General features: G+C 47.3%; 28 protein-coding genes. 14 read left to right on the top strand and 14 right to left on the bottom strand.

Translation table 11 applies throughout. The annotated features are described in order from the left end of the window. Positions 1 to 159 precede the first annotated feature (159 nt). Positions 160 to 1,674 carry a histidine ammonia-lyase gene (hutH, locus tag SB752_RS26700; RefSeq protein WP_410718506.1) on the top strand — a complete coding sequence of 505 codons (1,515 nt, stop codon included), beginning with the start codon at positions 160 to 162 and terminating at the stop codon, positions 1,672 to 1,674. A 182-nt stretch (positions 1,675 to 1,856) separates the two neighbouring features. Next, the gene (locus SB752_RS26705; protein WP_410718507.1) at positions 1,857 to 2,297 is read left to right on the top strand and encodes a thiol-disulfide oxidoreductase DCC family protein; all 441 of its coding nucleotides are present in this window, start codon (positions 1,857 to 1,859) and stop codon (positions 2,295 to 2,297) included. A gap of 51 nt (positions 2,298 to 2,348) precedes the next feature. Here the strand turns inward: SB752_RS26705 and SB752_RS26710 are convergent, their stop codons facing one another. The 6 genes from SB752_RS26710 to SB752_RS26735 all read right to left on the bottom strand — a co-directional run bounded on the left by SB752_RS26710 (position 2,349) and on the right by SB752_RS26735 (position 6,225). Continuing rightward, positions 2,349 to 3,266, bottom strand: coding sequence for an aldo/keto reductase (locus SB752_RS26710; protein WP_410718508.1), 918 nt, complete (start codon positions 3,264 to 3,266; stop codon positions 2,349 to 2,351). A gap of 73 nt (positions 3,267 to 3,339) precedes the next feature. Continuing rightward, positions 3,340 to 3,849: an acyl-CoA thioesterase gene (locus tag SB752_RS26715; protein ID WP_410718509.1), complete on the bottom strand. Its 510-nt coding sequence runs from the start codon at positions 3,847 to 3,849 to the stop codon at positions 3,340 to 3,342. A gap of 68 nt (positions 3,850 to 3,917) precedes the next feature. Beyond that, entirely contained in the window at positions 3,918 to 4,691 is a 774-nt protein-coding gene (locus tag SB752_RS26720; RefSeq protein WP_410718510.1) for a DUF3109 family protein, read from the bottom strand. Next, positions 4,688 to 5,011, bottom strand: a complete 324-nt coding sequence (locus SB752_RS26725) for a hypothetical protein (RefSeq protein ID WP_410718511.1) — start codon at positions 5,009 to 5,011, stop codon at positions 4,688 to 4,690. Before SB752_RS26725 ends, SB752_RS26720 begins: the two co-directional genes overlap by 4 nt. Positions 5,012 to 5,115: 104 nt before the next feature. Next, the gene (locus tag SB752_RS26730; protein ID WP_103108678.1) at positions 5,116 to 5,400 is read right to left on the bottom strand and encodes a 4a-hydroxytetrahydrobiopterin dehydratase; all 285 of its coding nucleotides are present in this window, start codon (positions 5,398 to 5,400) and stop codon (positions 5,116 to 5,118) included. 87 nt (positions 5,401 to 5,487) lie between these two features. Further along, positions 5,488 to 6,225, bottom strand: a complete 738-nt coding sequence (locus SB752_RS26735; RefSeq protein ID WP_410718512.1) for a class I SAM-dependent methyltransferase — start codon at positions 6,223 to 6,225, stop codon at positions 5,488 to 5,490. Between the two features lie 201 nt (positions 6,226 to 6,426). Here SB752_RS26735 and SB752_RS26740 point away from each other — a divergent pair, with 201 nt between their 5' ends. After that, positions 6,427 to 6,864, top strand: coding sequence for a VOC family protein (locus SB752_RS26740; protein ID WP_410718513.1), 438 nt, complete (start codon positions 6,427 to 6,429; stop codon positions 6,862 to 6,864). 36 nt (positions 6,865 to 6,900) lie between these two features. Continuing rightward, positions 6,901 to 7,491 carry a TetR/AcrR family transcriptional regulator gene (locus SB752_RS26745; protein ID WP_410718514.1) on the top strand — a complete coding sequence of 197 codons (591 nt, stop codon included), beginning with the start codon at positions 6,901 to 6,903 and terminating at the stop codon, positions 7,489 to 7,491. Positions 7,492 to 7,560: 69 nt separating this feature from the next. Here the strand turns inward: SB752_RS26745 and SB752_RS26750 are convergent, their stop codons facing one another. The 4 genes from SB752_RS26750 to SB752_RS26765 all read right to left on the bottom strand — a co-directional run bounded on the left by SB752_RS26750 (position 7,561) and on the right by SB752_RS26765 (position 10,440). Beyond that, positions 7,561 to 8,247, bottom strand: coding sequence for a deoxynucleoside kinase (locus SB752_RS26750; RefSeq protein WP_103108682.1), 687 nt, complete (start codon positions 8,245 to 8,247; stop codon positions 7,561 to 7,563). A gap of 50 nt (positions 8,248 to 8,297) precedes the next feature. Continuing rightward, on the bottom strand, positions 8,298 to 8,930 hold the full coding sequence (locus SB752_RS26755) for a deoxynucleoside kinase (protein WP_410718515.1): 633 nt from the start codon (positions 8,928 to 8,930) through the stop codon (positions 8,298 to 8,300). Between the two features lie 144 nt (positions 8,931 to 9,074). Continuing rightward, positions 9,075 to 10,148, bottom strand: a complete 1,074-nt coding sequence (gene splB, locus SB752_RS26760; protein ID WP_410718516.1) for a spore photoproduct lyase — start codon at positions 10,146 to 10,148, stop codon at positions 9,075 to 9,077. A gap of 79 nt (positions 10,149 to 10,227) precedes the next feature. Beyond that, a complete protein-coding gene (locus tag SB752_RS26765) occupies positions 10,228 to 10,440 on the bottom strand; it encodes an SPOR domain-containing protein (RefSeq protein ID WP_410718517.1) in 213 nt (70 codons plus the stop codon). 139 nt (positions 10,441 to 10,579) lie between these two features. On the opposite strand from SB752_RS26765, the gene SB752_RS26770 reads away from it, so the two are divergent. Further along, complete coding sequence (locus SB752_RS26770; RefSeq protein WP_410718518.1) at positions 10,580 to 11,110, top strand: sigma-70 family RNA polymerase sigma factor; 531 nt, start codon at positions 10,580 to 10,582, stop codon at positions 11,108 to 11,110. Positions 11,111 to 11,115: 5 nt separating this feature from the next. After that, the gene (locus SB752_RS26775; protein WP_410718519.1) at positions 11,116 to 12,447 is read left to right on the top strand and encodes a DUF4179 domain-containing protein; all 1,332 of its coding nucleotides are present in this window, start codon (positions 11,116 to 11,118) and stop codon (positions 12,445 to 12,447) included. Positions 12,448 to 12,533: 86 nt separating this feature from the next. On the opposite strand, the gene thiD is transcribed toward SB752_RS26775, so the two are convergent. Beyond that, complete coding sequence (gene thiD / locus SB752_RS26780; RefSeq protein ID WP_410718520.1) at positions 12,534 to 13,328, bottom strand: bifunctional hydroxymethylpyrimidine kinase/phosphomethylpyrimidine kinase; 795 nt, start codon at positions 13,326 to 13,328, stop codon at positions 12,534 to 12,536. A 105-nt stretch (positions 13,329 to 13,433) separates the two neighbouring features. On the opposite strand from thiD, the gene SB752_RS26785 reads away from it, so the two are divergent. The 3 genes from SB752_RS26785 to SB752_RS26795 all read left to right on the top strand — a co-directional run bounded on the left by SB752_RS26785 (position 13,434) and on the right by SB752_RS26795 (position 15,411). Continuing rightward, on the top strand, positions 13,434 to 14,240 hold the full coding sequence (locus tag SB752_RS26785; protein ID WP_213023298.1) for a sensor histidine kinase: 807 nt from the start codon (positions 13,434 to 13,436) through the stop codon (positions 14,238 to 14,240). Continuing rightward, positions 14,237 to 14,887 (top strand): response regulator, encoded by a 651-nt coding sequence (locus tag SB752_RS26790; protein ID WP_213023299.1) that lies wholly within the window; start codon positions 14,237 to 14,239, stop codon positions 14,885 to 14,887. Before SB752_RS26785 ends, SB752_RS26790 begins: the two co-directional genes overlap by 4 nt. A 134-nt stretch (positions 14,888 to 15,021) precedes the next feature. Further along, positions 15,022 to 15,411, top strand: coding sequence for an SET domain-containing protein (locus SB752_RS26795; RefSeq protein WP_410718521.1), 390 nt, complete (start codon positions 15,022 to 15,024; stop codon positions 15,409 to 15,411). Positions 15,412 to 15,518: 107 nt separating this feature from the next. Here SB752_RS26795 and SB752_RS26800 read toward each other — a convergent pair whose 3' ends face one another. Both SB752_RS26800 and SB752_RS26805 read right to left on the bottom strand, forming a co-directional pair. Further along, entirely contained in the window at positions 15,519 to 16,550 is a 1,032-nt protein-coding gene (locus SB752_RS26800) for a TIGR03943 family putative permease subunit (protein WP_410718522.1), read from the bottom strand. A gap of 13 nt (positions 16,551 to 16,563) precedes the next feature. Beyond that, positions 16,564 to 17,454, bottom strand: a complete 891-nt coding sequence (locus SB752_RS26805) for a permease (RefSeq protein WP_410718554.1) — start codon at positions 17,452 to 17,454, stop codon at positions 16,564 to 16,566. A gap of 396 nt (positions 17,455 to 17,850) precedes the next feature. On the opposite strand from SB752_RS26805, the gene SB752_RS26810 reads away from it, so the two are divergent. The 3 genes from SB752_RS26810 (at position 17,851) to SB752_RS26820 (ending at position 21,410) form a co-directional block, all read left to right on the top strand. Continuing rightward, positions 17,851 to 19,212: a hypothetical protein gene (locus SB752_RS26810; protein WP_410718523.1), complete on the top strand. Its 1,362-nt coding sequence runs from the start codon at positions 17,851 to 17,853 to the stop codon at positions 19,210 to 19,212. 154 nt (positions 19,213 to 19,366) lie between these two features. Next, positions 19,367 to 20,407 (top strand): flavin-containing monooxygenase, encoded by a 1,041-nt coding sequence (locus SB752_RS26815; RefSeq protein ID WP_410718524.1) that lies wholly within the window; start codon positions 19,367 to 19,369, stop codon positions 20,405 to 20,407. Between the two features lie 13 nt (positions 20,408 to 20,420). Continuing rightward, positions 20,421 to 21,410, top strand: coding sequence for a cation diffusion facilitator family transporter (locus SB752_RS26820; RefSeq protein ID WP_410718525.1), 990 nt, complete (start codon positions 20,421 to 20,423; stop codon positions 21,408 to 21,410). A gap of 84 nt (positions 21,411 to 21,494) precedes the next feature. Here the strand turns inward: SB752_RS26820 and acsA are convergent, their stop codons facing one another. Next, positions 21,495 to 23,210: an acetate--CoA ligase gene (acsA, locus tag SB752_RS26825; protein WP_103108696.1), complete on the bottom strand. Its 1,716-nt coding sequence runs from the start codon at positions 23,208 to 23,210 to the stop codon at positions 21,495 to 21,497. 169 nt (positions 23,211 to 23,379) lie between these two features. Here acsA and SB752_RS26830 point away from each other — a divergent pair, with 169 nt between their 5' ends. Together SB752_RS26830 and SB752_RS26835 are read left to right on the top strand one after the other, a co-directional pair. After that, positions 23,380 to 24,288 carry a metallophosphoesterase gene (locus SB752_RS26830; RefSeq protein WP_410718526.1) on the top strand — a complete coding sequence of 303 codons (909 nt, stop codon included), beginning with the start codon at positions 23,380 to 23,382 and terminating at the stop codon, positions 24,286 to 24,288. 43 nt (positions 24,289 to 24,331) lie between these two features. After that, complete coding sequence (locus tag SB752_RS26835; protein ID WP_410718527.1) at positions 24,332 to 25,351, top strand: PucR family transcriptional regulator; 1,020 nt, start codon at positions 24,332 to 24,334, stop codon at positions 25,349 to 25,351. Positions 25,352 to 25,368: the final 17 nt, after the last annotated feature.

Below are 25,368 nucleotides of genomic sequence, written 5' to 3' on the forward strand. Positions count from 1 at the left end.
GAGCGAAAGAAAGTGAGGAAAAACGTATGTCGCCGGGCACAAGCTTCAGGCTTTCACGTTTTACCAATCGCATATACACCCGGAAAGAGGGGTTAGGATATTTTATCCTAACCCCTCTTTCTTTTCGTTCTCTGCTCTGCTAAAGGAGGAAAAACAAACATGAACAAGCAACCCGCACTCGTAAAAATGGATGGGAATCAACTCCGAATCGAAGAAGTAATTTCCATTGCACGTAACACTTCCCCCATTGAACTCACGCCAGAGGCGATAGAAAAAGTCCGTCAATCTCGGGCCATGGTCGAGAAGATGGTCGATGAACAGCGTGTAGTTTATGGCATTACCACGGGCTTTGGCAAATTCTCAGATGTCATGATCCAAGGCGAGGACGCAGCTAGACTACAGGAAAATCTCATCATGAGCCACGCTTGCGGGATGGGAGAGCCTTATCCGACAGATGTCGTACGTGCGATGATGGCGCTTAGAATCAATGCTCTTGCCAAAGGCTTCTCTGGCATCCGCGAGGAAACACTATTGCATCTGGTGGAAATGTGCAATCGCGGTGTTCACCCTGTCATCCCGCAGCAAGGCTCGCTGGGTGCTAGTGGGGATCTCGCACCTCTGGCTCATATGGTGTTAGTAATGCTCGGCAAAGGACAGGCAACAGTAAACGGTAAGCTTTTGGCTGGAAGCGATGCCCTGCTTGCGGTCGGACTCGCTCCGATTCGTCTACAAGCAAAGGAAGGTCTTGCTCTCATTAACGGAACCCAAGCGATGACTGCTCAATTGTGCCTTGCCCTGTATGACTCGCGGGTCGCCCTGGAAAGCGCAGAGGTAATTGCGTCGATGACAATCGAGGCTCTTCGCGGAATCCCAAAAGCTTTTGACCCCCAGCTCCATCTTGTTCGCCCTCATCCAGGTCAACAGGAGTCCGCCAAACGCTTACTTCAACATCTGGCGGGCAGCGAGCGCACGACCGCACAAGGCGAATTGCGCGTCCAAGATCCATACAGCCTGCGATGCATTCCGCAAGTACATGGTGCTACACGCGATACGCTCGAGTACGTCTGGACGACGGTTACACGCGAATGCAACAGTGTTACCGATAACCCGGTGCTGTTCACAGAAACAGGCGATATCATTTCAGGTGGGAATTTTCACGGTCAACCAATGGCCTTTGCTGCGGACTTTTTAGCAATTGCCGTAGCTGAGCTAGCCAATATTTCTGAGCGGCGTACAGAGCGTCTCGTCAACCCGCAGCTTAGCGGACTCCCAGGATTTTTGACAGAAAACGGCGGACTTCACTCCGGCTTTATGATCACACAATATGTAGCCGCTTCCATTGTTTCTGAAAATAAAGTGCTGTGCCACCCTGCATCTGTCGACTCAATCCCTTCCTCGGCCAACCAGGAGGATCACGTCAGTATGGGCACTACCTCCGCACGCAAGCTACGGACCGTCGTTGCCAATACCATCAAGGTACTTGCGATCGAGTATTTGGCAGCAGCACAAGCGATCGACTTTGGGACAGGAAAATTGGGTGTGGGAACAGGATACGCTTATCAAAAGCTTCGTTCGGTCATTTCTCGCTTGCAGGAAGACCGCGAAATGCATCCCGATCTCACAAAAGCGGAGGAGCTTATCCAGCAAGGTGCCGTTGCTTTCGTAGCGGAATAAGAGACCTCTACCCTGGCCTCCTCATGGTGGAGCGACCGCGTTTTAGCGGAAGGTTATTCTTACGAAATCAGGATGCAGATGCGTGAAGTTAATACGTTCTGATTTAGTAAAAACGGGACCTACCGTTCACACAAATGACAGCCGTTCTCTGGTAAAATAAAGGTAGGAATAAAAAGCATCATTTGGAGGGCTGCCAATTGAAACAGTCGCATCCACCAGAACAACCTGATCATATTTTACTTTTTGACGGGGTCTGTCATTTGTGCCACGGTGCCGTTCAGTTTATAGTAAAGCGAGATCCAAAGGGACATATTCATTTTGCCTCGCTACAATCGGAAAAAGGGCAAGAGCTGCTCCGTTCTTTTGACTATCCGGAAAGCGAAATGTCCTCGGTCGTATTCATCTCCAACGGACGACTTTTCAGTAAATCAGACGCGGTTTTACGCGTAGGAAAGAAGCTTTCGGGTGGATGGCCGATCCTCTCGACGGTAGCACAGCTTTTTCCTCGCTCACTTCGCAATGTCGTTTATGACTGGGTGGCGCGAAATCGTTATCGCTGGATGGGCAAAGCCGAGCAATGCATGCTGCCCACTCCGCAGATCAAATCCCGTTTTTTAGATTAAAGCAGAAAAAAGGAGAAGCCGTGACATCTGGCTCCTCCTTTTTCATGCTTATTAGCGAACGTCTTGTGGATGGTCTTCCGTAACATAGTCAGCTGCTTTAGCATTTGCCACCACCTGTGCCGGGCTTTTGCTGCCCGGGATCACAGTCGTCACAGCAGGATGCTTCAAGCACCATGCTAACGCCCATTGCGCCATATCCATGCCAGCAGGAACTTCCTGTTGCTTGATTTCTTCCACTTGGGAAAGCAAATGGCGAACTTGTTCCTGGTCGTGGCGATGACGAACGTCATTACCAGCAAAAACGGTTCCTGGCTTATACTTTCCGCTCAGGTAGCCACTAGCCAGCGGCACACGAGCCAATACGCCCAAATTCTGTTCTTGGCAGGAAGCAAACACATCTTGTTCCGGCTTTCTGTCCAAACGATTGTAAACGATCTGTATCGTTTGAGCGTTGATTCTGGATGCCGAAGCTGTCTGATGTAGATTATCATTTTTAGCGATAGACAGACCAAGATGTCTGATTTTCCCTGCGCTGATCTGCTTGTCTAGCATCGTCCACAGCTCGTCATTGTCAAACGCCTCGTCTGGCCCCGAATGGAATTGATAAAGATCAATATAGTCCGTTTGCAGTGCTTTGAGCGATTGATCTAATTGCTGGAGAACAGATTGTGCCGAGTAGTCATTTGTCCTTGTAAACCGCTCATGAAAATGATGGCCAAATTTAGTAGCCACAATCCAATCCTCACGTTGATCCTTTTTCAAATACTCACCAATCAGCTTTTCTGACAAATGGTCGCCATAGCATTCAGCGGTATCGATGAGGTTGATTCCCCATTCTTTTGCTTTATCCAGAATTTGATCAACCTCGGCTTGGGTGAAGTCTACCCCCCACTCGCCTCCAAATTGCCAAGTTCCTACCCCAATAACCGAAACCTTCAGATCAGTTTTGCCTAGTCTCCGGTACTTCATTCCCATTCCTCCCAGGTTTGAAAATGTAGAGCGCCCTGAGCGAACTGTCGCTCAGGGTGAATCCATACCAAAATTAAATGGTTTTCTCAACAGATAATGTGCTGATAAAAGCTTGGGTATTGCTTTTACGCTCCTTGCGCATTTTTTTGCGCTCATCTGCCGAAGCCATGAGGTTTTTCTCTTCTTCTGTTTCAGGAGCGACTGCTGGTACTTCAGTCGGATTCCCCTCTTCATCAAGTGCTACGAATGTAAGAAACGAGGTCGCCGTGAGTACACGCTCGCCTGACTGCAAATTCTCGGAAATCACCTTCACAAATATCTCCATCGAGGTTCTGCCAGTCGAGGAGACAAATGCTTCAAGACAAATGGAGTGACCCATTTTTACCGGAGCGAGAAAATCTATGGAATCTATGGAAGCCGTTACGACAGGACGTCTGGAGTGACGCATCGCAGCAATTGCAGCGACTTCATCTACATATGCCATCATCGTTCCACCAAAAATCGTCCCATGATAATTCGTGTCCGATGGTTGTACCAAGGATGCTTGGATTGTACGAGATTCTTGTGTTGTCTTGACGTTCATTTATGTTACTCCTTTGCAAATCTACTTCAAGCCAAACCCATCATAACATATGACTAGGACGGTTCCAATCATGCTTGCGCACTTAGCTGGTTGTAGCGATTTGACAGAATTTTTTCAACTTCCTCCGCTTCTTCTTGTAGCAAATAGCGAAGGAATGGCAGATTCCATTCGTATGCTGGACGGTAGCCGTCTAGAGCAAACAATTCGTCGCTTAGATGAACCGCAAGTCGTCTACGCTCCTGGCTCGCACAATAAAATTGCTCCAAATAATCCGTCCCCCAGCGAGAGAAGGAAGAGGTCTCCTCGGTAACAGCAGTCAATAAAACGTGCTCACCTGTATCAATCAGATCGATAGGGTACAGCTGACAGCTAAACGGCTTTAGTGTATGCACATCATGACCTTGTTTTTCCGCATACGCATGGATCGCGCACCCATAACGTCCGTTGTTTTCTTGATAAAACAGGCAGTTGCCGTGCCACATCTGAATCGTGCCAGCAAGCTGCCGCTCATCCCATACGCCTTCTTTCAGCAAACTTTTTTTCACTTGCTCATCCATAAGTCGGCTCGAAATCTCAGGAATCTCCTTTTCGATGATCGGGATCTGCCATTCCTCTACCGAATAGGGTTGTCCACCTTCGCAGCAGGTTTCCCGGTGGACACTCCGACAATTCCAACAATCCAGATGAAACAAAGATAATAGGGCTGTGATGTCAATCAAGTACTGTCCTTTTTGGACCATCTTGTCTTTGTTTTTCTTGATATATTTTTCACAATGGTACCCTTCCCTCTCTGTCATCGGGTCAGGAGTACCGACATAGCGAAAAGCATGCTTCTTTCTCATTTTTCCAAAACAATCTCCGCTTCTGTGCCAAAAATTTGGAGACGTCCCTCAGCATAAGTAGCCAAGTCTACTTCTTCTCCCGGAATTTCCATCAAAATCTCGACTGGCTCATTTTCCTCATCGGTAAAAAGCAGTAACAAGTCTTTTTCCTCGAATTCATTTGCAGTCAGCTTGACCCCTACCAGCTGTGCCTTAAATACACTTACCTCTTCGTCATGTTCACTATCGGTATCCCATTGAGTGAACGTAATCGATGCCAGTTGTTTTTCAAATTCATTTGTCAAAATACCTAGTAGCTTCTCGTGTTGTTGAATCTCCATTATAGTACCCCTCCGAAAATTTGTTCTTAGTGCCCATCATATCAAACAATGGGCTTTAAGCAAAAGAAATACCGCCTCAAAATGAAGCGGCTACTTTCAGTTTCTTAGCTTACTTTGCTTATCGTCTGAGCGAGTGCAAAATCTTTTCCAGTCAAGCCTTTTGCTTCCCGGGTAGCCAGTGTAAAGGTAACGATCCCGCCATTGAGATGTATCTCTACATGCTGGCTGTCCGGCTCAAGCAGCTCTGCTACCCGATTGACAAAGCTGATTGCAGCAGCAAAGTCTCGACAGTGGTAGGTACGGGATAAAGCCATCCTGTCCTCAACCAGCTTCCATCCTGGCACCTTGCTTAAATACAGTTTGACCTGCTCCAAAGACAATCTGCTCATATAAGGCGCCTCCTTTTGTCCGATAATCGGTTGTTACACCATCATATTCACCAGACGCAAAGGTTAGTCACGCTTATCCGCTTTATCCTACTGCTTTATTGCATAGAAAATCATACGTGGTGACTCGTTTGCCACATATTCTTCAAATTGATAATTCCCAAATACTTGAATTTGCCCAAAGCCTGCTTGCTCAAGCATCGCAATCATTTGTTCTACCTCAAATAGTCGAACTTGTTCGTGATATTCACGCGGCTCACTGTTTGCTCCCTCATGAATCTCAATGCGCTTTTTTACGAACCCATTTTCAATCCAACGTCTTTCTTTAATCAGCATCTCGCCGACTTCCTTGGTCGATTCGGCAACCAAATTCGCAGTTACATAAGCTGGATTTAAATAATCGATAATCACTTCGCCTTGCGTTTTCAACGCCTGAGACATATTACGGATGACCGTAGCATTTTCCTCATCGGACGAGAAATAACCAAAGCTGGTGAATAAATTGACGACGATATCAAATTCGCCTTTATAAGGTATATTGCGCATGTCACAGCGGGCAAAGCTTAGCTGTGGAAATGTGTTCTGTTCCTCAGCCAGTTGCAAAAGGACAGGGGACAAATCCACCCCAACCACGTCGTACCCCCGGCGAGCCAGCGCACGCGAATGACGCCCGCTCCCACAGCAAAGATCGAGTACCCGTCCTGTGCTTTTGATCGGCAATCGTTCCAGCAAATTGGCGATCTCTCCATCGGCTGCCGAGTCATCCCGATGCCGGTACACAAGCACGTAATCTTCGCGAAAGCTGCGTTCAAACCATTCTTCTGCCATGTCTGAGCTCCTTTACCTTTCCAAGATGTTCTTATTATACCACAGTGGGGTTTATCCGCAGGCGTTTTCCGATAGCCAAAGTGCAGAAAGGACCAAGCATTCCGTGAAAAAGTCTCTTGCTTTCATTCGTATTTTGTTTACATACATACAGTACGTATGTTAAATTAAACGTATCTTCCCATTATAAGGAGTGGATCATGAATGAAAGTGAACAGTTTTTATCCAGTCATTCTAACGGAACAGGTTACTGCAAGTTCGGCTTTTTACATCGAGCATTTTGGCTTTGATCCCGTGTTTGAAGCAGATTGGTATGTGAGCCTGAAAAACAATCACAGTATCCCTCCTTTTGAGCTGGCCATTCTGGATTCCACACACACTACGATTCCTGCTGGCTTCCGTCAAAATACGCATGGCCTTATTTTGAACTTTGAAGTGGATGATGTAGACGCCGAATACGAAAGGCTAATCAAAAAAGTGGGTCTCCCCCTCCATCTCGATATCAGGGACGAGGCATTTGGACAACGTCATTTTATTACCTCTGATCCAAACGGTGTATTGATTGATATCATTACAGTGATTCCGCCATCTGAGGACTTTAGCACCCAATATATCGCAAACGAAAGCAATCCGCTGACCTAAGCAAGCTTTGATGCAAAGACAGGAGCATGTCCCACTATGAAAACATCGAAAGCAGAACAAGCAAAGCTGACCATAACCAAGCTGACAGAGGTTGCGAGACACTATTTTTCCACATACGGCTATGCTGAGGCCTCTATGGAGGAAATGGTGAAGACAGCTGGACTTACTCGCGGCGCACTTTACCATCATTTTGGCAATAAAGAAGGCTTGTTTATGGCTGTGCTTGCCTCTGTTCAAAAAGAAATTGGCGAACGCGTGGAAGTGGAAGCCGCAAAAAGCGAAGATCCTTGGGAGCAGCTGCTTTTCGGCTGTCTCGCTTTTGTGACCTCAGCCGTAGAAGAGCAGAACAGACGAATCCTTTTGATCGACGGCCCCTCTGTAGTCGGCTGGGACGCGTGGCGCAAAATGGATGAAGAGCATTCCATGCGCCTTTTACGGGAGCAGCTTCAGGATATGGAGCAACGAGGGTATCTCAAGCCGGTTTCCATCAACGCTTTGACCCACTTGCTGTCCGGTGCGATGAACGAAGGTGTGCTCTGGGTAGCGCAAATGTCAGATCAGGAGCAGGCCCTTACCGACATCCAAGCAGCACTCTCGCTTTTATTAGATGGCTATCGGGCGCGATAGAAGCATAAAAGACAAAACACCCCCTGCTTCGTACAGATACGTAGCCAGGGGGTGTGTCATTTTTTCGTTTTACAGCCTTGTAGCTCGTCCAATGCGAATTTTTTCACCTACGCGAGCAATAATATTCTCTACGGATGCGGGGTCATCCACGACATCGTACTCATTAATATTCACTCGCAAAATAGGACAAGCATGGAATGAACGAATCCAATCTTCATAACGCCCATACAAGTCTTTCCAGTAATCAATGGGGGTTTGTTGCTCCATCGGACGTCCACGCTCTTTTACGCGGTCAATAATATCGTCAAAGCTTCCTTCCAAGTAAATCAAAATATCAGGATGCGGGAAGTATGGTGTCATCACCATCGCTTCGAATAATTCTGTATAAGTGCGATAATCTTCTTCTGTCATATTTCCTTGCTCATACAGCATACGAGCAAAAATGCCAGTATCCTCATAAATGGAGCGATCCTGAACAAACCCTCCACCATACTCAAACATTCTTTTCTGTTCCTTGAAGCGTTCAGCCAAAAAGAAAATTTGCAAATGAAAGCCCCAACGCGACAAATCGTTATAATACCGGCCCAAATAAGGATTATTATCCACTTTTTCTACGGAGACACGAAAACCCAGCTGCTCCGCTAGAGCATGTGTAAAGGTGGACTTCCCCACCCCAACCGTTCCTCCAATGGTAATGACCGCGTTGCTCGGTATTCCGTATTTATCACGGATTTGGCTGCTTTGAAACCTAGACATGTACGCAACTCCTTATTCACAATACTTGCAAACGAACAAAAACAGATCGTTTACCCCATCAACGCGCGAATCTGCGGCTCGATACGATCCAGCACATAACGCAAGTCCTCTGGCCGATGAACGAAATCAAGATCATCGCAATCAAATTTGATCACAGGTACTTGTGGATGATGCTTTTCAAACTCTTCCATGAATTCGTCGTAATCGGCAATCAGATTCTCCATATAAGAAACATCCATGGTCCGCTCCATTTCCCGATCCCGCATGCCAATCCGATTCATGACTGTATCGAGTGAAGCAGTCAAATAAATCACCAGATGCGCCTGTGGCAGATCCGCTGTCAAGATATCATAGATCTTCAAGTACTTGGGCAAGTTTTCTCCCGTCAATGTCCTTTTGGAAAAAATAGTATTTTTAAAAATATTGTAATCAGAAACAACAGAGATGCCTTGGTTTAAGTAGTTGGTATGGATGTCTTGCAATTGCTTGTAACGATTGCACAAAAAAAACATCTCGAGCTGAAAGCTCCATTCCGAAATGTTTTCGTAAAACTTCCCTAAGAATGGATTTTCATAGACGATTTCTTCCAGCAGCTGCAAGTCAAATGCACGACTTAGTTCCCGTGACAAAGATGTTTTGCCGATGCCGATGGGTCCTTCAACAGTTATTAATATGGACTTCATGTATGCTTCGAATCCTTTCACGAAAATGAGAGCACTCCATATTTTAGCACGCGTGCGATCTTTTGTCGAAAGCATTCGATTTATGGCTAAAAAAGGAAAAAACTGCTCCGCAAGCGAGAGCAGCTCTCTGTCATCATCTTTTTGTCACGTAAAATACTCCACCCGCGCCCGCGGAAACAATCTGGCAATTTCCCGCTCCAGATGCCCCTGCAACGCTTTTGCTTGCACATCCGGGTAGACGTATTTTCCCTTTCCATACTTGCCCCATTTGTATTTGCGTTCGTCCTCGTTCATTTCCAGCTTCGTTTTTGGATAACGCTGCAGGATCAGGCTTTTAGCGATTTTCGTGAATCTGTGCTGGATCAGTTCAAATGTCAAATCATCTAATGCCTCTGGAACCAGCTGGGCACGAAGCCTTTCCAGCAAGTCCGTATACCCTGCTTCCCAGCCTTCGAACCAATACAATGGCGCAAGAATAAAGCCTAAAGGATATCCCGCTCTAGCTACCTTGCCTGCCGCTTCGAGCCGTTGACTAAAACTAGAGGTTCCCGGTTCAAAATTTTTGATTACATAATCGGCGTTCATACTGAAGCGGAACCGTGTATGCTTGTTATGCTTCGCATCCAGCAAGGAATCTACATGATGGAATTTCGTGACGAAGCGCAGACGACCATATTCCTGCTGTCCCATAAATTCAATCGCTCGTTTCAGATTTCCGGTAATGTGCTCAATACTGACAGGGTCAGAGGTACATGCGGCCTCAAACCGGGTAATTTCCCCTGGACGCTCCTGAATGTATTTTTCCGCCTGCGTCAGGATTTCATCTGTATTGACGTAGACGCGGATATAAGGCTTGGAGCCGATATTTGTATTTAGATAACAATAATGGCAATGCGCTGCACAGCCGGTTGCCAGTGGAATGGCGTATTCTGCTGAAGGCTTCGAAGTCTCGAATTTTAGTGTTTTCCGTACGCCAATCACGAGTGTACGTTTGGCGTTGCGATATTTTTCTACATCCGTTTCTCCAGGTATCCCACGTACCTGATTGTGACTTGTTGTCATTTGCATCGGGATTCCCTCTTGTTGAAAACGATTATACAGCTCTTGTCCAAGCGGATAATTCAGTGCGTTTGGTTCTACAAAGACATAATCGGGAACGAAAAGCTTCGCATCTTTTTGTCCAGTTTTTTCCGGTGTCTCCAGAAGCGTCGTTGCCATAGACAAAATCACCCCTAAGACCTAGTATGATCTGATCTGGTCTTCGAGTGGCAAGGGGATAGATGGCAGGAGGGAGCTACTACCCCAATGAGCTTTTGAATTCATTCAACCATTTTCTTGCTTGCTCCTCCTGTTCGAATGGCACTTGCAGCATGTAGAGATGACCTGCTCGCTTCGTTTTTTTTGACATGATTCTGACCGTAATCCCTTTGGTTTCAAGATACCGGCGGCACTCCTGCGCCATTCTGGGAAGACCGTACGATTCATGAATCGTTGTCCATTTGATCCACATTCATCTGCCCCACCCTTTCCCTTCTTTCTTCACTGTAAGCAAGTAATGGGCGGTAGGTTCACCAAAAAAAGCAATGCGCGACATTTTGTTAAAACCGTTTCATTGACTTGCGCGTCTAATCCTATAGGAGGGAGAAAATGTGAATCTGGAACAGCTTGTCCTACAAGCAAAGCGCGGAGATGATGAAGCTTTTTTTCAAGCCATCCGTCTGCAAAAGGAAAAAATGTATAAGGTCGCTTTCGCCTTTCTACACAACGAAACCGATGCATTGGAGGCGATTCAGGAAGCGACCTGCCGTTCCTATCTCAAGCTGTCGCGGTTAGAACAGACTGCCTATTTTAGTACGTGGCTAACTCGTATCCTCATCCACGTCTGCATCGATGAACAAAAGCGTAAAAAACGGCTGCTCGTTGACCCGACAAAGCTTTCTAACGAGCAAACGCGAGGTGTAGACACGCTCCCTCACGAGCAGAGCATCGAGCGGATCTTCATAGAAGAAGCCCTCTCCCGTTTGACTCCGACGTATCGGCGTATCATCATTCTGAAGTACTTTGAGGATCGGACCGTACGGGAAATTGCAGACGTGCTCGGTCACCCCGAAGGAACGATAAAAACCTGGCTGCATAAAGCTCTGGGCGCCCTGCGCAAAGACCTTGGGAAAGGATGGTGACGAGCGTGCTGGATGATACAAACACTACGGAGCTACAAACAGTACCTCCGCAGATTGATCAGTACATTCGCAATGGAATCATGCAAGCAAAGCAGCAAAAACAAAAACGCCAACGCAGGTTTTGGATTCGTATAAGCTCCACAGTAACTGCCTGCTCCCTTTTGTTAGCCTTATTTTTTTCGATCAAGCTATCACCTGCGGTGGCTGCCTATGTCAGTCATATACCCGGATTGGAAAAGCTCGTAGAATTGATCAACGATGACAAAGGCATGCGCTTGGCAGCAGAACACAACATGGTGCAAAGCGTGGGAGCAAGCACCTCGCTTGATGGGGTGAGCTTTACTGTCGATCAGGTTTTGATGGATCAAAAGCGGATGCTCGTTTTTTATACACTGCACGCTGAAAAGCAAGAGCATCAGGTTTCCCTGCACAAAATCGAGCTCGTCGATCCGCGTGGAAACGATTGGGAGTACGGCATCTCCTGGTCGCGAGGCAATCTCAAGGAAGCATCGACCAGCCATGATCGATTCGATGTTCATATCAGTGAAAACAGCCCGATTCCAGACTCTCTAACAGCAAAGGTTACTGTCGCATTAGACAATGTCCCGCAAGAAAATCCCCTGTTCGTTACGTTTGCTATTGATAAAACCAAATATGTGTCGCTGGAAGAAAAGGTCTACCCTGTCATGAAGCAGGTAACCGTGGACGGGATGCGTTTCACGATTGAGCAGATTGCCGTCTTCCCAACGCAGACAGAAGTCAGTATTCGTTTTGATTCAGCCAATACCAAGCACGTCTTTGATTTTGATCAGCTCCGGCTCGTGGATGAAAAAGGCCAAACGTACGCTTTTTGGGGCAACGGTGTACCCTATCGCCCAAACGGTGAAAATGGCGTTGTCTACAATTTGGAAAGCACGTATTTTGTCCAGCCCGAAAAGCTGTATCTGAAAGCGAGTGGCATCAAAGCGATTGATAAAGACAAGCTGGAGGTCGTCATCGACGCCAAGACCAACAAGCTCGTAAAAGCACCCGACTCCAGTCTCCAAATAAAGGCTTTGCGCCAAAACGGCGATGTTTTGGGCATAGACTTCACACTGGATGTGCCAGAGCTAGACACAAACCGTTTTTATTCTCTTTTAAGTGAATTAACCGATGATGTCGGGAATGAATACGATTACGTCCAAGGCACCTCATCTTCTGGTCAAAAAGAAACCACTCATTCTTATGGCTACCTGTTTAAGCGCTTGACAGACAAGGGAGAGCCCAGCTTATATACGTTCACACTAAATAGTTACCCAATTCGATTACATGGCGATTTTTCTGTTCAGGTTAAGTAAATGCATATCTAGACAAACAAAAAACTCGAGCTCTTGTACCGTCAAGAGCATCGAGTTTTTTACTAGTAACAAGAACAATTCCTACGTTAGTCGACAACCGCCCAATGATTCGTTGGCCCGTGTCCGCCTCCAATTTGAGGGGCTGTCTTGATCGCTTCAAAGATGAAACGATTCGCCTTCTCTACAGCTTGCAAAAGCGGAGTATTCTTTGCCAATTCGGCAGTCAATGCAGCCGAAAACGTGCAGCCTGTCCCATGTGTATGACGTGTATGGATACGCTCGTGGGTCAGCTCATAGAAATTCGTTCCGTCAAACAAAATGTCAACGACCGTATCTCCCTCCAGATGACCACCCTTCATAAGAACATTACGCGCACCAAGTGCATAAATCGCACGTGCGCCCTCCCGCATCTCCTCCGGCGTCCGAATCAGCATCCCCGTCAAGCATTCAGCTTCCGGCAAATTTGGTGTGACAACTTCCGCCAGCGGCAGCAAATGCGTTTTCAAAGCAGCGATCGCATCATCTTGCAACAGCTTCGCTCCGCCTTTAGCGATCATGACCGGATCGACGACCAGCTTCTTCAAACCAAAAGCATGGATCTCTTCGGAAACGGCTTTGATAATCGCCGCATCGAAAAGCATTCCTGTTTTTGCAGCATCTGCCCCCAGGTCGCGCAGCACTTCACGCATTTGATGCGCCACGGCTTCCGTCGGCAATGGATATACGCCTGATACTCCCAGCGTATTTTGCGCAGTAATCGCTGTTATCGCGCTCATTCCGTATACACCTAGCTGATGAAAGGTCTTCAGGTCTGCCTGAATACCGGCTCCTCCACCACTATCTGAACCTGCTATCGTCAATGCTTTCGCAATGGTATGCATGGATGTCCCTCCCGTTTTCCACCTTTTCACATACGAGTATATCATCCGGTTGTCCCATTCGGTATACTTAGTAGTGATTGCCACAAGTAAAGAAGGGATTTTCTTATGTCTTATCGCATCTTTTACTGGTTGACCGTATTGATTCCTACTATTATCATCGGTGGCTTCGAATTCGTCCGTCATGATTTTCTTTTGCCTTATATGTCGATGGAGACAGGCAATGTGTACATCACCCTGCTCACACTCCTGTTGTCCTATTTATTCGCTACCTGGATGTTTCGCACGATCAAACGGATGAATGCGCGTATTGTCGAAGAGCAGGCACGCAGAGCTGTCTATGAAGAAAGAGAACGTCTTGCCAGGGAATTACACGACGGAATCGCACAGTCCTTGTTTTTCCTCAATGTCAAGCTGAAGCAGGGACATCTGGATGAGGCACGTGTCGCGGTAACTGCTATCGATAATCATGTGCGGCAAGCCATTTTTAATTTGCGAGCACTCCCCGAGGAAGGCAGCCTTGATCAACGTCTGGAAAAGTGGCTTGGTCAATGGAGCGCCCTCTCTGGTGTGGACGTAGCCTCGGAAATCCGGATTAAGGAAAATTTTTTTACAGCTGCCGAAGAAGTGCAGCTGTTCGGCATCATCCAGGAAGCTTTCGCCAATATTCGTAAGCACGCACAGGCTAGGCATTCCTGGATTAGTCTGACCACCGAAGAACCGCGTAATTGGGTCCTCGCTATTGAAGACGATGGTATTGGTATCACGCACACCTCGGTTGATACCAAAAAATATGGATTATCGATGATGCGCGAACGAGCACGTCAGCTAGGGGCCGCTGTCGATATTCGAAAAAGAACGGAAGGTGGCACTATCATTAGCCTGACTTCCCACTCTGGAGGTAATGCACGATGAACGGTTACCGTGTTTTAATTGCCGATGATCATCCGATGGCACGCATGGCGATTCGAAGTCTCCTCGACGCCGACCCATCCTTTGAGGTGATCGGTGAGGCAGAAAATGGCGAAGAGGCCTTCGAGCTATGTGGAAAGCTGCAGCCAGACCTTGTATTAATGGATATCAACATGCCCAAGTGGAGCGGGCTAGAAGCTACACGCGAAGTAAAAAAGGCATATCCACACATCAAGGTCGTCATTTTGAGCATCTCTGACGATGTGGCCGATCTGATTACAGCTATTCAATTCGGTGCCCAAGGCTACCTGCTAAAAAATCTGGAGCCAGATGATTGGGTCAACTATCTTCATGCCTTGCTCGGCGAGGACAGTGAGCTATCACGTGAGATGGCGACTCGGCTGCTTTATCGTTTTCGGCAGGAGGAGCATTTGGACGAGACTGTCCCTGATGTTCTGACCCCACGCGAGCGTGAAATCGTCATATACGTTGGTGCCGGAAAGACGAATAGAGAAATTAGCGAGGCCCTCATCATCGCTGAAAATACCGTAAAAAATCATTTGAAAAACATCCTGGAAAAATTGCAGCTAGCAAATCGCGTCCAGCTCGCAGCCTATGCTGTTCGTCATCATTTGGTCATGAAAAAGTAATCTAGTTCCAATACAACAACAGCTTCCAGCTATCCTCACTGCAGTTCGATAATAAAAATGGTTGCGTTCAACGGAATCAACTGTCATTCTTAAAAAGGAAAACTCCACAGTCAAAAGAACGCAGGTGATGATTCATGATAGAAGTAAAGACATCCAAGCTCAGTAACGGAGATTTAAATAGAGGCGTATTTGCTACACGCGACATTGCAAAAGGCGAACTCATTCATGAAGCTCCCGTCCTTCCTTATCTGAATGAGGAGCATGATCATATCGAGAAAACATTGCTTGCTGATTACGCGTTCGAATATGGTGCTAACCACACTGCGATTCTTCTCGGGTACGGCATGCTGTTCAATCATTCGTACACGCCGAATGCCACTTATGACATTAACTTTGATAATCACACATTTGATTTTTATGCGTATACGGACATCGCTGCTGGAGAAGAAATTTTGATCAATTATAACGGCGATGTCGATTGTGATGACCCTCTCTGGTTTTATGAAGAAGAAGAAAACAAATAACGAAAAAGCTGACGTCTCATATAGAGGGGACGCCAGCTTTTTGTATTTATTTTCTCTTTTCAAAAAAGGACAGCGGATTCTTGATCGCGATTGACTAAAATCACTCACTAGCTGCTTGATGCTGCATCGTAGCTGTAATACACATACGGGTCTTTTGGTGCTTTTACAGGTTCAACCCGATTTGCTTTTAGCACGAGCATGTCAAATCCATCTATTTTTCTGAGTTCGAGCTTGCCGCGCACCTTCACCCAGCTGTCCTTTGCCCACTTGCTACCGTCTGACTTCTCTACCAAAATGCCGAATACACTGGCATCAGCCGTGCAACAGGACACCGAAAATCTCGCCACCACAAACTGCTCGGCAGAAAAATCTGTTTGCCTGTACACGAAGCCGAGAATCTCCATTTCTTTACCTGCAAATTCCTTGGCATACAGCTCCATCGTGGTCAAACCATCGAGAAATACTTTTTCGTGCAAGTCGATCACTGGTTGCTTATACAAAGACACCGCCAAATCCGTATAAAAATCCCCGAAGCCATTTGTATCAAAGCGTTTACGGATTTGCTCATCCTCTACGTCAGCTGGCTCCTGCTGGCTTGCATCCTGCTCCTGATTACCCTCCTCTACCTGTTCTGACCCAGCTTCAAGTGCTGGCTCGGTATCGCCTTCTGACTGCGACGGGTCAGTGGAATGACTGCTGCCTGCATTGTCTGTATTGCTTTCTGCTGAATCTGTAGCTACCGCGACTTCTGCCAGCTTTCTCACATCGTTACTGAGCAAGGTAATTCCCCTTTTTTCTGCAACATCACTACCCAATATTTTGTCAGGCATGAGAAAACCCATGGCAAGCGGCAAAAGAAACAGGCCGTATACGATGAGCGAAATCCACGGGGAGCGCGGTACCTTATGTACGTCCTCGCAGTCACAATCATATTCATTCGCACCGACGATCGCCTGGCGAATACTGACTACTGTCAAAATCACCAAAATTCCTAATGTGACGTAGCTGAACATGTGAAGGCGAGGCGCTAAATAATGGCTCAGCTTCTCGGACACGATCAAATATGCCAAGAGCAAGGTAAATCCAGACAAAATCACACTTCTGATCAAATAATGACGCTTCAAGCTGGTCTGATCCATATCCTTTCCTCCCCTACACTGGCATCAGCATGGTAATCGCCAAGACGAGAACCGTTACTGCCACCACAAGCTTGACTACAAAACCGAAGCGAAACGTACTGAGCAGCATCAACGTTGTCTTGAAATCTAGCATGGGACCAAAAACGAGAAAAGCAAGCAGTGAGCTGCTGTGGAAGGTATTGGAGAAGGACGCTGCAATAAACGCATCTGCCTCCGAGCACAAGGAAAACAGATACGCCATTCCCATCATCACCAGATTTGAGGTAAGTGGCGTCTGACCGATATTTACGAGCGTCTCCCTGCTGACATACACTTGCAGCAGCGCACTGATAAAGGCACCAAACAGCAAATATTTCCCCATGTCAAAAAATTCGTCCACCGCATGAGAGAAGGTAGCTGACAGCTTTCCACGCACCGCCTCTGTGTGTAGGGCTTCATGTCTTATCTGCGATTCCATGCCGAGGCGAAGCGGATTCTTCTTTACAAAGAAAAAAACGAGCAGCCCGACAATAATCGCTACAGCAAAACCGGCAACACCTCGATACAACGCCATATCAGGCTGGCGCGTAAAAGCGATATAGGTGGAAGAAAGCACAACCGGATTCACGATTGGACCTGCGAGTAAAAATGTGATTCCGACAGGCAGCGGCATCCCTTTTTGGATCAACCGGCGAACGACCGGAATAATGGCACATTCGCAGACGGGAAACAAAAAGCCAAGCAAGCCTGCAAACGGCAAGCCAATGATCATGCTTTTAGGTATCCAGCGCCTGACCTGCTCCTCTGAAATAAAGGTCTGGATAAAGGCTGAAAAAAATACACCGAGCAGCACAAAAGGAATGGCTTCCAGGACAATGCTCAGAAAAAATGTTTTTACATCCAGCCATTGCGGGGACCATTCCATTTTCCAGCCAGCGAAAATGTCGGTTGTTCCGTTTACGGTCAACACGACTACGGCAAGTCCAAGAATGAGCGCCCCCAGAATCTCTATGAAAAAGTGACGGATTTTCGCGAGCAAACTTACTTCCTCCTTTTCAAACTTAAATCGTTATCATTCCTAATTATATACATTGGCATAAAAATCCTGCCCCATTTCGCTATTTTTGTGACTAATCACCTATCAGTGCTATCTTTTTTTTCCAATTCAACCCTTTTATAATAGGGAGACACACTTCTTTCTCCACACACATCTCTTCCATTCCTGCAGGAAAGGAGGCGAGTCCCCAAACAAGCCGCACACTCTGATATGACGTAACTCGCAGTTCAGAGCCAAATCTCTGTACGATAGGAGGCGTCACGCATGAACCATCCTGATTTTCGTCATCTGCAACAAAGTATGGAGGACGTAACGACTGCTGCCCTGGACAAGAATATGGGTCCTCTCGATCCTACTGAGTATCACTCCCTATTCGAACGCTTACATGACGCAGCAACCTCTCTCCCCCCACTTTACCGTGAGCATGTGTACCATCCGTTTATGCAGGCATTGGACAAGCTAACCGAGGCCGGATTTTCGAACATGATGCGGCGCGATCCGAACAAGGAACGCGAGGCAGGGCTGTTTTGTGATATAGCCCAGGCCATCTTGCAGAACAAAGAAGGGTACGAACAGGAAGCGACAGATGCCTTTCAGGAAGTGGTAAGTGATTTGTATGACGGCTTTTTGAGCGAGGAGGACAGGAAAGGGATCAAACCTCCTGACCAAAGCATGATCGCTCCCCTCGTCAAATGGGGACGGCCTCACTATGGTCCTTATACGTGGACTGTAGAAGCTGCTTCACATTTTGGACTGAAAACGGGAATTGTCAATTTACCTCCAGCCAATGCGCGCCATGGACTGCTGGCTTGGTCAGCACTCGGACATGAGACGGCAGGACACGATATATTGCATGCGGACACCGGGTTGCTTGGAGAGCTGCAAAAAACAGTATACGACGCACTATGGAGTGAGCTGGACAATCGCTCCCTGGCCGATTATTGGTCGTTGCGAATCGATGAGACCGCATCTGACGTACTGGGTATATTAAACAACGGGCCTGCTGCTGGAATCGGATTAATCGGGTATTTCCGTGGCTTGAATCAAGCTTATACAGGAAAACCCCTTTTGCGTAATACAGGACCTCAGAACGACTCACACCCTGCTGATATTTTGCGTGGCTATCTTGCTGCCGAGACCGTGCGCTTTCTTCATTTTGATAATGCAGCAGATTGGGCAAACGCCCTGCAGGAAGAAACGGACAAGGACCTCACTTCTATTACACTTGGTCGAACAAGCTATGATGCGGAGTTAATCAAGCAATCAGCTACGGTCGTAGCACGCGCTATCACACAGACTCGGCTATTGAGCCTGGAGGGACATGCCCTTGGTGATATTCAAAATTGGCACAATCACGATGAACGAATTGTCCAAGAAGTGCGTACTCATCTGGTGAACGCAGCCGAGGTACAGGATTGTGTCATATCCGGCATGTATGCTGCCCATGTGGTTGCAGCTGCCGTAACAGGAGCCATCGCAGGAGAAGTGTCTGTCGCAACGGCCTTCTCAGGGATGACCAGTCTCCTGAAAAGCATGCATGATGCCAATCCTTCCTGGGGTCCCCTCTACGTACGTCATCCTGGGGATTTGACCCCACATCGGATCTACTCTCGTTCTGCAAGTTGATGCATGTGGTGTGAAACTGTAATCAAATAAGCTGGTGAAAGACCGTTGATTCCTTGACGGTCTTTCTTTTTCAATTACATTCAAACGATTACTTGAATATTAAATTGATTGTGGTAATATTTAGATGTACCCCGCATGAAAGAAGGCGTTTTCTATGAACGACTACGATGTGATTGTTATCGGAGCAGGTCAAGCAGGTTTAGCAGCTGGATATTATTTACAACAAAAACAGCGCCGCATTCTTCTTTTGGATAAAAGCAAAAGGATTGGAGATAGCTGGCGCGAGCGATACGATTCACTCGTATTGTTTACTCCCCGCCGTTACTGCGATTTGCCTGGATTCCCCTTCCCTGGTGAACGTGATGGGCTTCCAACAAAAATTGATGCGGCAAACTATTTAGAAGAGTACGCCCGGCATTTTCAGCTGCCGCTCCAGCTTGGCACTGACGTTATCCAGGTGACGAAGACTAGCATAGGCTTTGCTGTACGTACAAACAACGAGTTGTATCACACGGAGAAGCTGGTGGTAGCCACAGGACCCTTCCATACTCCCTATGTGCCACCGATTGTATCTGCTCTCACAGATGAAGTTTTGCAGGTGCACACGGCCAGCTATAAAAATGAAGGGCAGCTAAAAGACGGTCCTGTCTTGATAGTGGGAGGGGGAAATTCAGGGGCACAGCTCGCGGTAGAGCTAGCAGCCAGTCGAGCCGTCACTTTTTCTATGAGTCAATCCCGTTCCTTTCTGCCGCTTTCTTTTTTGGGTAAAACTATTTTTGATTACATGCGAGCCACAGGAGTATTGACCGCTCCTAACACCTCTTGGCTAGGAAAATGGCTCAGCAAAAGGCCCGACCCGATCTTTGGGTATCGAGCCGAGCTGCAAAAGTTGGAACAGACTGGACAAATTCGAATGGTCCCGAAAACAGTCTCGATCACCGGAAATACTGCTACCTTTGCGGGAGGTCATCAGGAGCGTATTACTAATATCATTTGGGCAACCGGATTTCGCCCAGGATATGAATGGCTGGACATTCCGGAAGTGTTAGGCGAAAACGAAGCTCCCATTCACCAGCGCGGCGTTTCTGTCGTGCCAGGCCTTTTCTTTCTGGGGCTTCCCTGGCAGCATAATCGCCAATCTGCACTCATGGGTGGCGTAGGTTACGATGCAGCTTATTTAGCAGCACATTTATAGAGGAGGTATTCTTATGGGTCATCATCACGACCACGGAGACGGTCACGGCCATCATCATCATGGCAAAGGTGCCAGCAAGCGGGCGTTACTCGTTTCCTTCGTTATCATTACTTTGTTTTTGATCGTGGAAGTAATCGGGGGCTTCCTCACCAATAGCTTGGCTTTGCTCTCCGACGCGGGTCACATGCTAAGCGATGCCTCAGCGCTACTTCTGAGTCTGATTGCGATTCACATCGCAGCCCGTCCGCCAACTGCCAAGCGGACATTTGGCCTTCAACGCTTTGAGATATTGGCAGCACTGATAAACGGCGTTACTCTGGTCGTCATCTCTTTGATCATTTTTTGGGAAGCGTATCAGCGACTCTTTGATCCTCCACAAGTCTCAAGTGGTAAAATGATCATTATTGCCACAATCGGGCTATTGGCGAATATCGCTGCTGCCTTCGTCCTGATGCGTGGTGACTACAAAGACAATGTGAATGTTCGTAGTGCTTTTTTGCACGTACTCGGTGATCTTCTGGGGTCAGTCGGCGCCATCATCGGCGGGATTTTGATGTGGTCCTTCGGCTGGTATATTGCCGATCCACTAATCAGTGTGATCGTTGCTGTATTAATCCTTTTAAGCGCTTGGCGTATAACGAAAGACTCCGTTAATATTTTGCTGGAAAGCACGCCCTCTCGTATTGACTCAACGGCGGTCGAAAGCAAATTGAGCCAGCTTGCGGGTGTAACCAAGGTGCACGACCTTCATATTTGGACAGTCACATCTGGATTCGACTCGCTTACCTGCCATTTAATTGTAGAAGATGGCTTGCCGAGCTATCCGATTTTGAATGAAGCACTTGAACTACTCCAGCATGAATTCGGGATCAGCCATGCTACGATACAAATTGAGAATTCCTCTGTCACGCACGGGGATTTGCACTGTCAAGGAGGGTCCGCTTCTCATTCTCATTCTCATTCCCATACGCATGAGGGAGAACATCAGCATCACAGTCATTAAAAAAAGCATCCCGATCCGTAGCTGCTTTTTAGCCGGTATAAAAAAACCATCTTCCCAAGTGGAAAGATGGTTTTTGTTTGATTATTAGTCTTCCATCGTAGACAGGTCGCCCGTTGGCAATCCCAGCTCCCATGCCTTCAGGACACGGCGCATGATTTTTCCAGAGCGCGTTTTTGGCAGCTTGTCGCGGAATTCAATCTCGCGCGGTGCAGCGTGTGCAGCGAGTCCTTCTTTAACAAATTTGCGGATATCATCCATCAGTGCATCACTTGGCTCATAGCCAGCACGCAAGGATATGAATGCTTTAATAATTTCACCGCGTACAGGGTCAGGCTTCCCGATTACACCTGCTTCTGCTACAGCTGGATGCTCTACCAGCTTGCTTTCTACCTCAAATGGACCAACACGCTCACCGGACGTATTGATCACATCATCAATTCGTCCTTGGAACCAGAAGTAGCCTTCTTCATCCTTGTACGCTGAGTCACCTGAAACATACCAGCCTGGAATGTGGAAATACTCTTCGTACTTCGCTGGGTTGTTCCAGATTTTTCTCATCATTGCTGGCCAGCCTACGCGGATTGCCAAATTGCCCATTCGATTAGGCGGCAGTTCATTTCCTTGATTGTCGATGATTGCCGCGTGCACGCCAGGGATTGGTTTACCCATGGAGCCTGGCTTGATTGCCATGCTGCGGAAGTTGGAGATCAGCTGACCACCAGTTTCGGTCATCCACCAGTTGTCGTGAATACGATGATTGAACACGCGCAATCCCCAGTATACAACCTCCGGATTGAGTGGTTCACCCACACTCAGTACATGACGGAGGCTGGACAAATCAAATTGTTTGACTACCTCATCGCCCGCTCCCATCAGCATACGGAAAGCTGTTGGTGCACTGTACCAAACAGAGACTTTGTATTTTTCGATTGTTTTGTACCAGTCCTCTGGTGTAAATCGGCCACCACGAACGACGTTGGTCACACCGTTCAGCCATGGAGAGAAAATACCGTAGGCCGTACCTGTTACCCAGCCTGGGTCCGCCGTGCACCAGTAAATATCGTCGTCTTGCAAATCCAATACCCATTTACCTGTTTGCAGGTGTTGAATCATCACGTTGTGCACGTGTAGCACGCCTTTTGGCTTACCAGTCGATCCTGAAGTGTAGTGCAGAATCATGCCGTCTTCACGGTCTACCCACTCGATTTCAAGCTCGGACGAAGCTTCGGCCATCGCCGCTTCATAGCTGACGACACCCTCTTTTTGCTCATCCGCCCCACCGACGAGGATGACATGCTTGAGAGCTGGCAATTCACTGACAGGAATACGCGGCAAGAGTGAAGGAATCGTTACGATCGCAACAGCCTCACTGTCAGACAAACGGTCACGTACAGCTGCTTCCATGAAGGCCTCGAAAAGCGGACCAACAATAGCTCCAACTTTAAGTGTACCTAAAACGCTTACATAAAGCTCAGGAGTGCGCGGCATGAATACAAATACGCGATCCCCTTTTGCAATTCCAAGCTTGCGCAAAACATTGCCAAACTTATTGGATAGTTCGCTCAATTGCGCATATGTGTATGTCTCATCTCTGGTCAAATCACTATAAAAAAGAGCAGGTTTGTCTTTTTTGTCCGTCAGCAAGTGGCGATCAATCGCCTCATAAGCCATGTTTACCTTGCCTGTTTCGTACCAGGTAAATTGTTTCTCTACTTCAGCCCAATCAAAATTAGCGTAAGTTTCATCATAATTTTGCAGATTAAACCGGCCTTCCGTTGCCGGAATTTTTTCTACGTTCATACACTCACTCTCCTAATGACTCTAAATTATTTTTCTATAGCACCTCAACATTCATAATATTTCTGCACTTCCTGTCAAATTCCTTCTGCCAAAAACCTACTTATTCGATTCGTGAAAAAATCTAGTATAATGAGCGTTATTCCCAAGACAAAGGAGATGGCAAACTACCATGACTTGGATCTTACTTGCAGTTGCTGTCACTTTGCTTTCGATTCGTGCCTACCGCAATACTTTCGATGTCCATACGCAAGCTGTTACGATTCCCCTGCAAAGATCGGCTCGAATAAAAGACACGAGTGGCTGGGAACCGCTGTCCATATTACACCTGTCTGACTTGCACATGGAAAATCTGTCTATCGACGCAGATCAGGTTGTCGCCAAATTTTCTGCCCAGCCAATCGATTTGATTGCGGTTACGGGTGATTTGCTCGATCGACAAAAAAATATTCCTAAAGCTGTTGATTACGTAAAAACCATCATGAGCTTGCAGCCTGCCCTAGGCACATACGTCGTTTTCGGAAATCACGACTATGTATTAAAAGCATCCAAGCTGCGAGAATTAAAAAAGGCACTTGAACAATTAGGCTGCCGTGTCCTGATCAATGAGCATGTAACCGTCTATCATCATGGTCAGCCACTCCACATTATTGGCGTAGACGATTTTGCTACTCGCCGTAGTGAACTGGAAAAGTCGTTTGAGCATGTTCCCGAAACAGGAGCTAGACTCGTTTTGACTCATGACCCCAATATTGTGCTACAGATGAAGAATTACGCCTATGATTATTTGCTGTCGGGGCATTTTCACGGTGGGCAAATTCATTGGCCACGCCCTTTTCATTTGGCGAAAATGGGTAAGCTACCAAAATTGAATATGGTCAAAGGCTTGCACGAAATGGACGGCAGACCGTTTTATATTAGTGAAGGACTCGGGCAAACAGGTGTTAACATTCGCCTGCGCTCTCGACCGGAATTGACCCTGCATACGTTGGTTGGCACGTCCTCGCCTGCTACTCGCTACGAACCTGCTGCAGGCTCGTCCTCTTTGTCGGAGTCAGCCGCCACACTTGTCATGGAGTAAGGTATAATAGCCTTACTCTATTTTTTTGGAGAGGAGGGCTTTTATGGAAAATTGGACGAGAGACGTGGAGAAAATTCGCCAAGCAACCAATCTCCCCATAATATGCTTGCTCACCTCTGCAAGCATAGCGGATTCACTAGAGCGAGAATATGAGCAGCGCGGCTGGGAGCTGATTGCGTCCTCCCAAAATCATGCCGAGATATCACTCGTTTTCATTGAGTCGATCCAATGGGATGGCGCTGCGCGTGCGATGCTGAATCTGTTTTTTACCCAACCGGAACAACAGACTTCGTTCCCCGAGCAGCTGAGCTCATGGCTACGTGGTGTCGCAGCAGGGACCCCTGCCCCTTCCCCAGCACGCTTGGAGCAGCAATGGCCCTGGCGAGGGGAACGTGTCTGTTTTCTTCTGGAAAGGTGTCGGGTGGACAGCACCTTTGAGTGGACGGATATACAGCATCTATTGCATGACTTCTTCAATAGCGACGAACAGACGAGTCCATCGCTGCTCTTTATCCCTTTGAATCACTCCTATCTTTTCCTGATCGTCCCATTGTCTATGCTGGGAAATCAAAGTGAAAAAGAGGAATTGCTTGAGTGGGCTTCAGGACTACATGACTTGATCACAACCGAATGGATGGAAAATATCCGCATGCTTGTAGGATCGCCCCTCTCCTCGTCTTCTGCTTTGGACAAGGAGCTCACGCATTTACTTGCTTTATCTCAGGCGATATCCACCTATCGACCACGTACGATGGTTGCCGGCAGCTGGTCATATAAACTCGAGCGATGGGCAGCGTCTCTAACACCTCATGATACCAAAATGCTTGCAGATCATGTCCGCCAACTCGTCACCATTTCACAGCTAAACAAAGAGCAGCTGGAGACGCTCGAGACATTATTTTCCCGCCAATTAAATGTAAGTGATACTGCGCGCCAGCTTTTTATCCATCGAAACACTCTCCTGTACAGATTGGACAAGCTGACCGAACAAACAGGTTTGGACCCGCGTCTGTTTCCCGATGCCGTGCTGCTACAGCTATTTCTACTCTTTCGTCAGAATTAACAAAACATTTTGTACAT

The sequence above is a fragment of the Brevibacillus sp. SIMBA_040 genome, from assembly GCF_046535075.1.
Lineage (GTDB): Bacteria > Bacillota > Bacilli > Brevibacillales > Brevibacillaceae > Brevibacillus.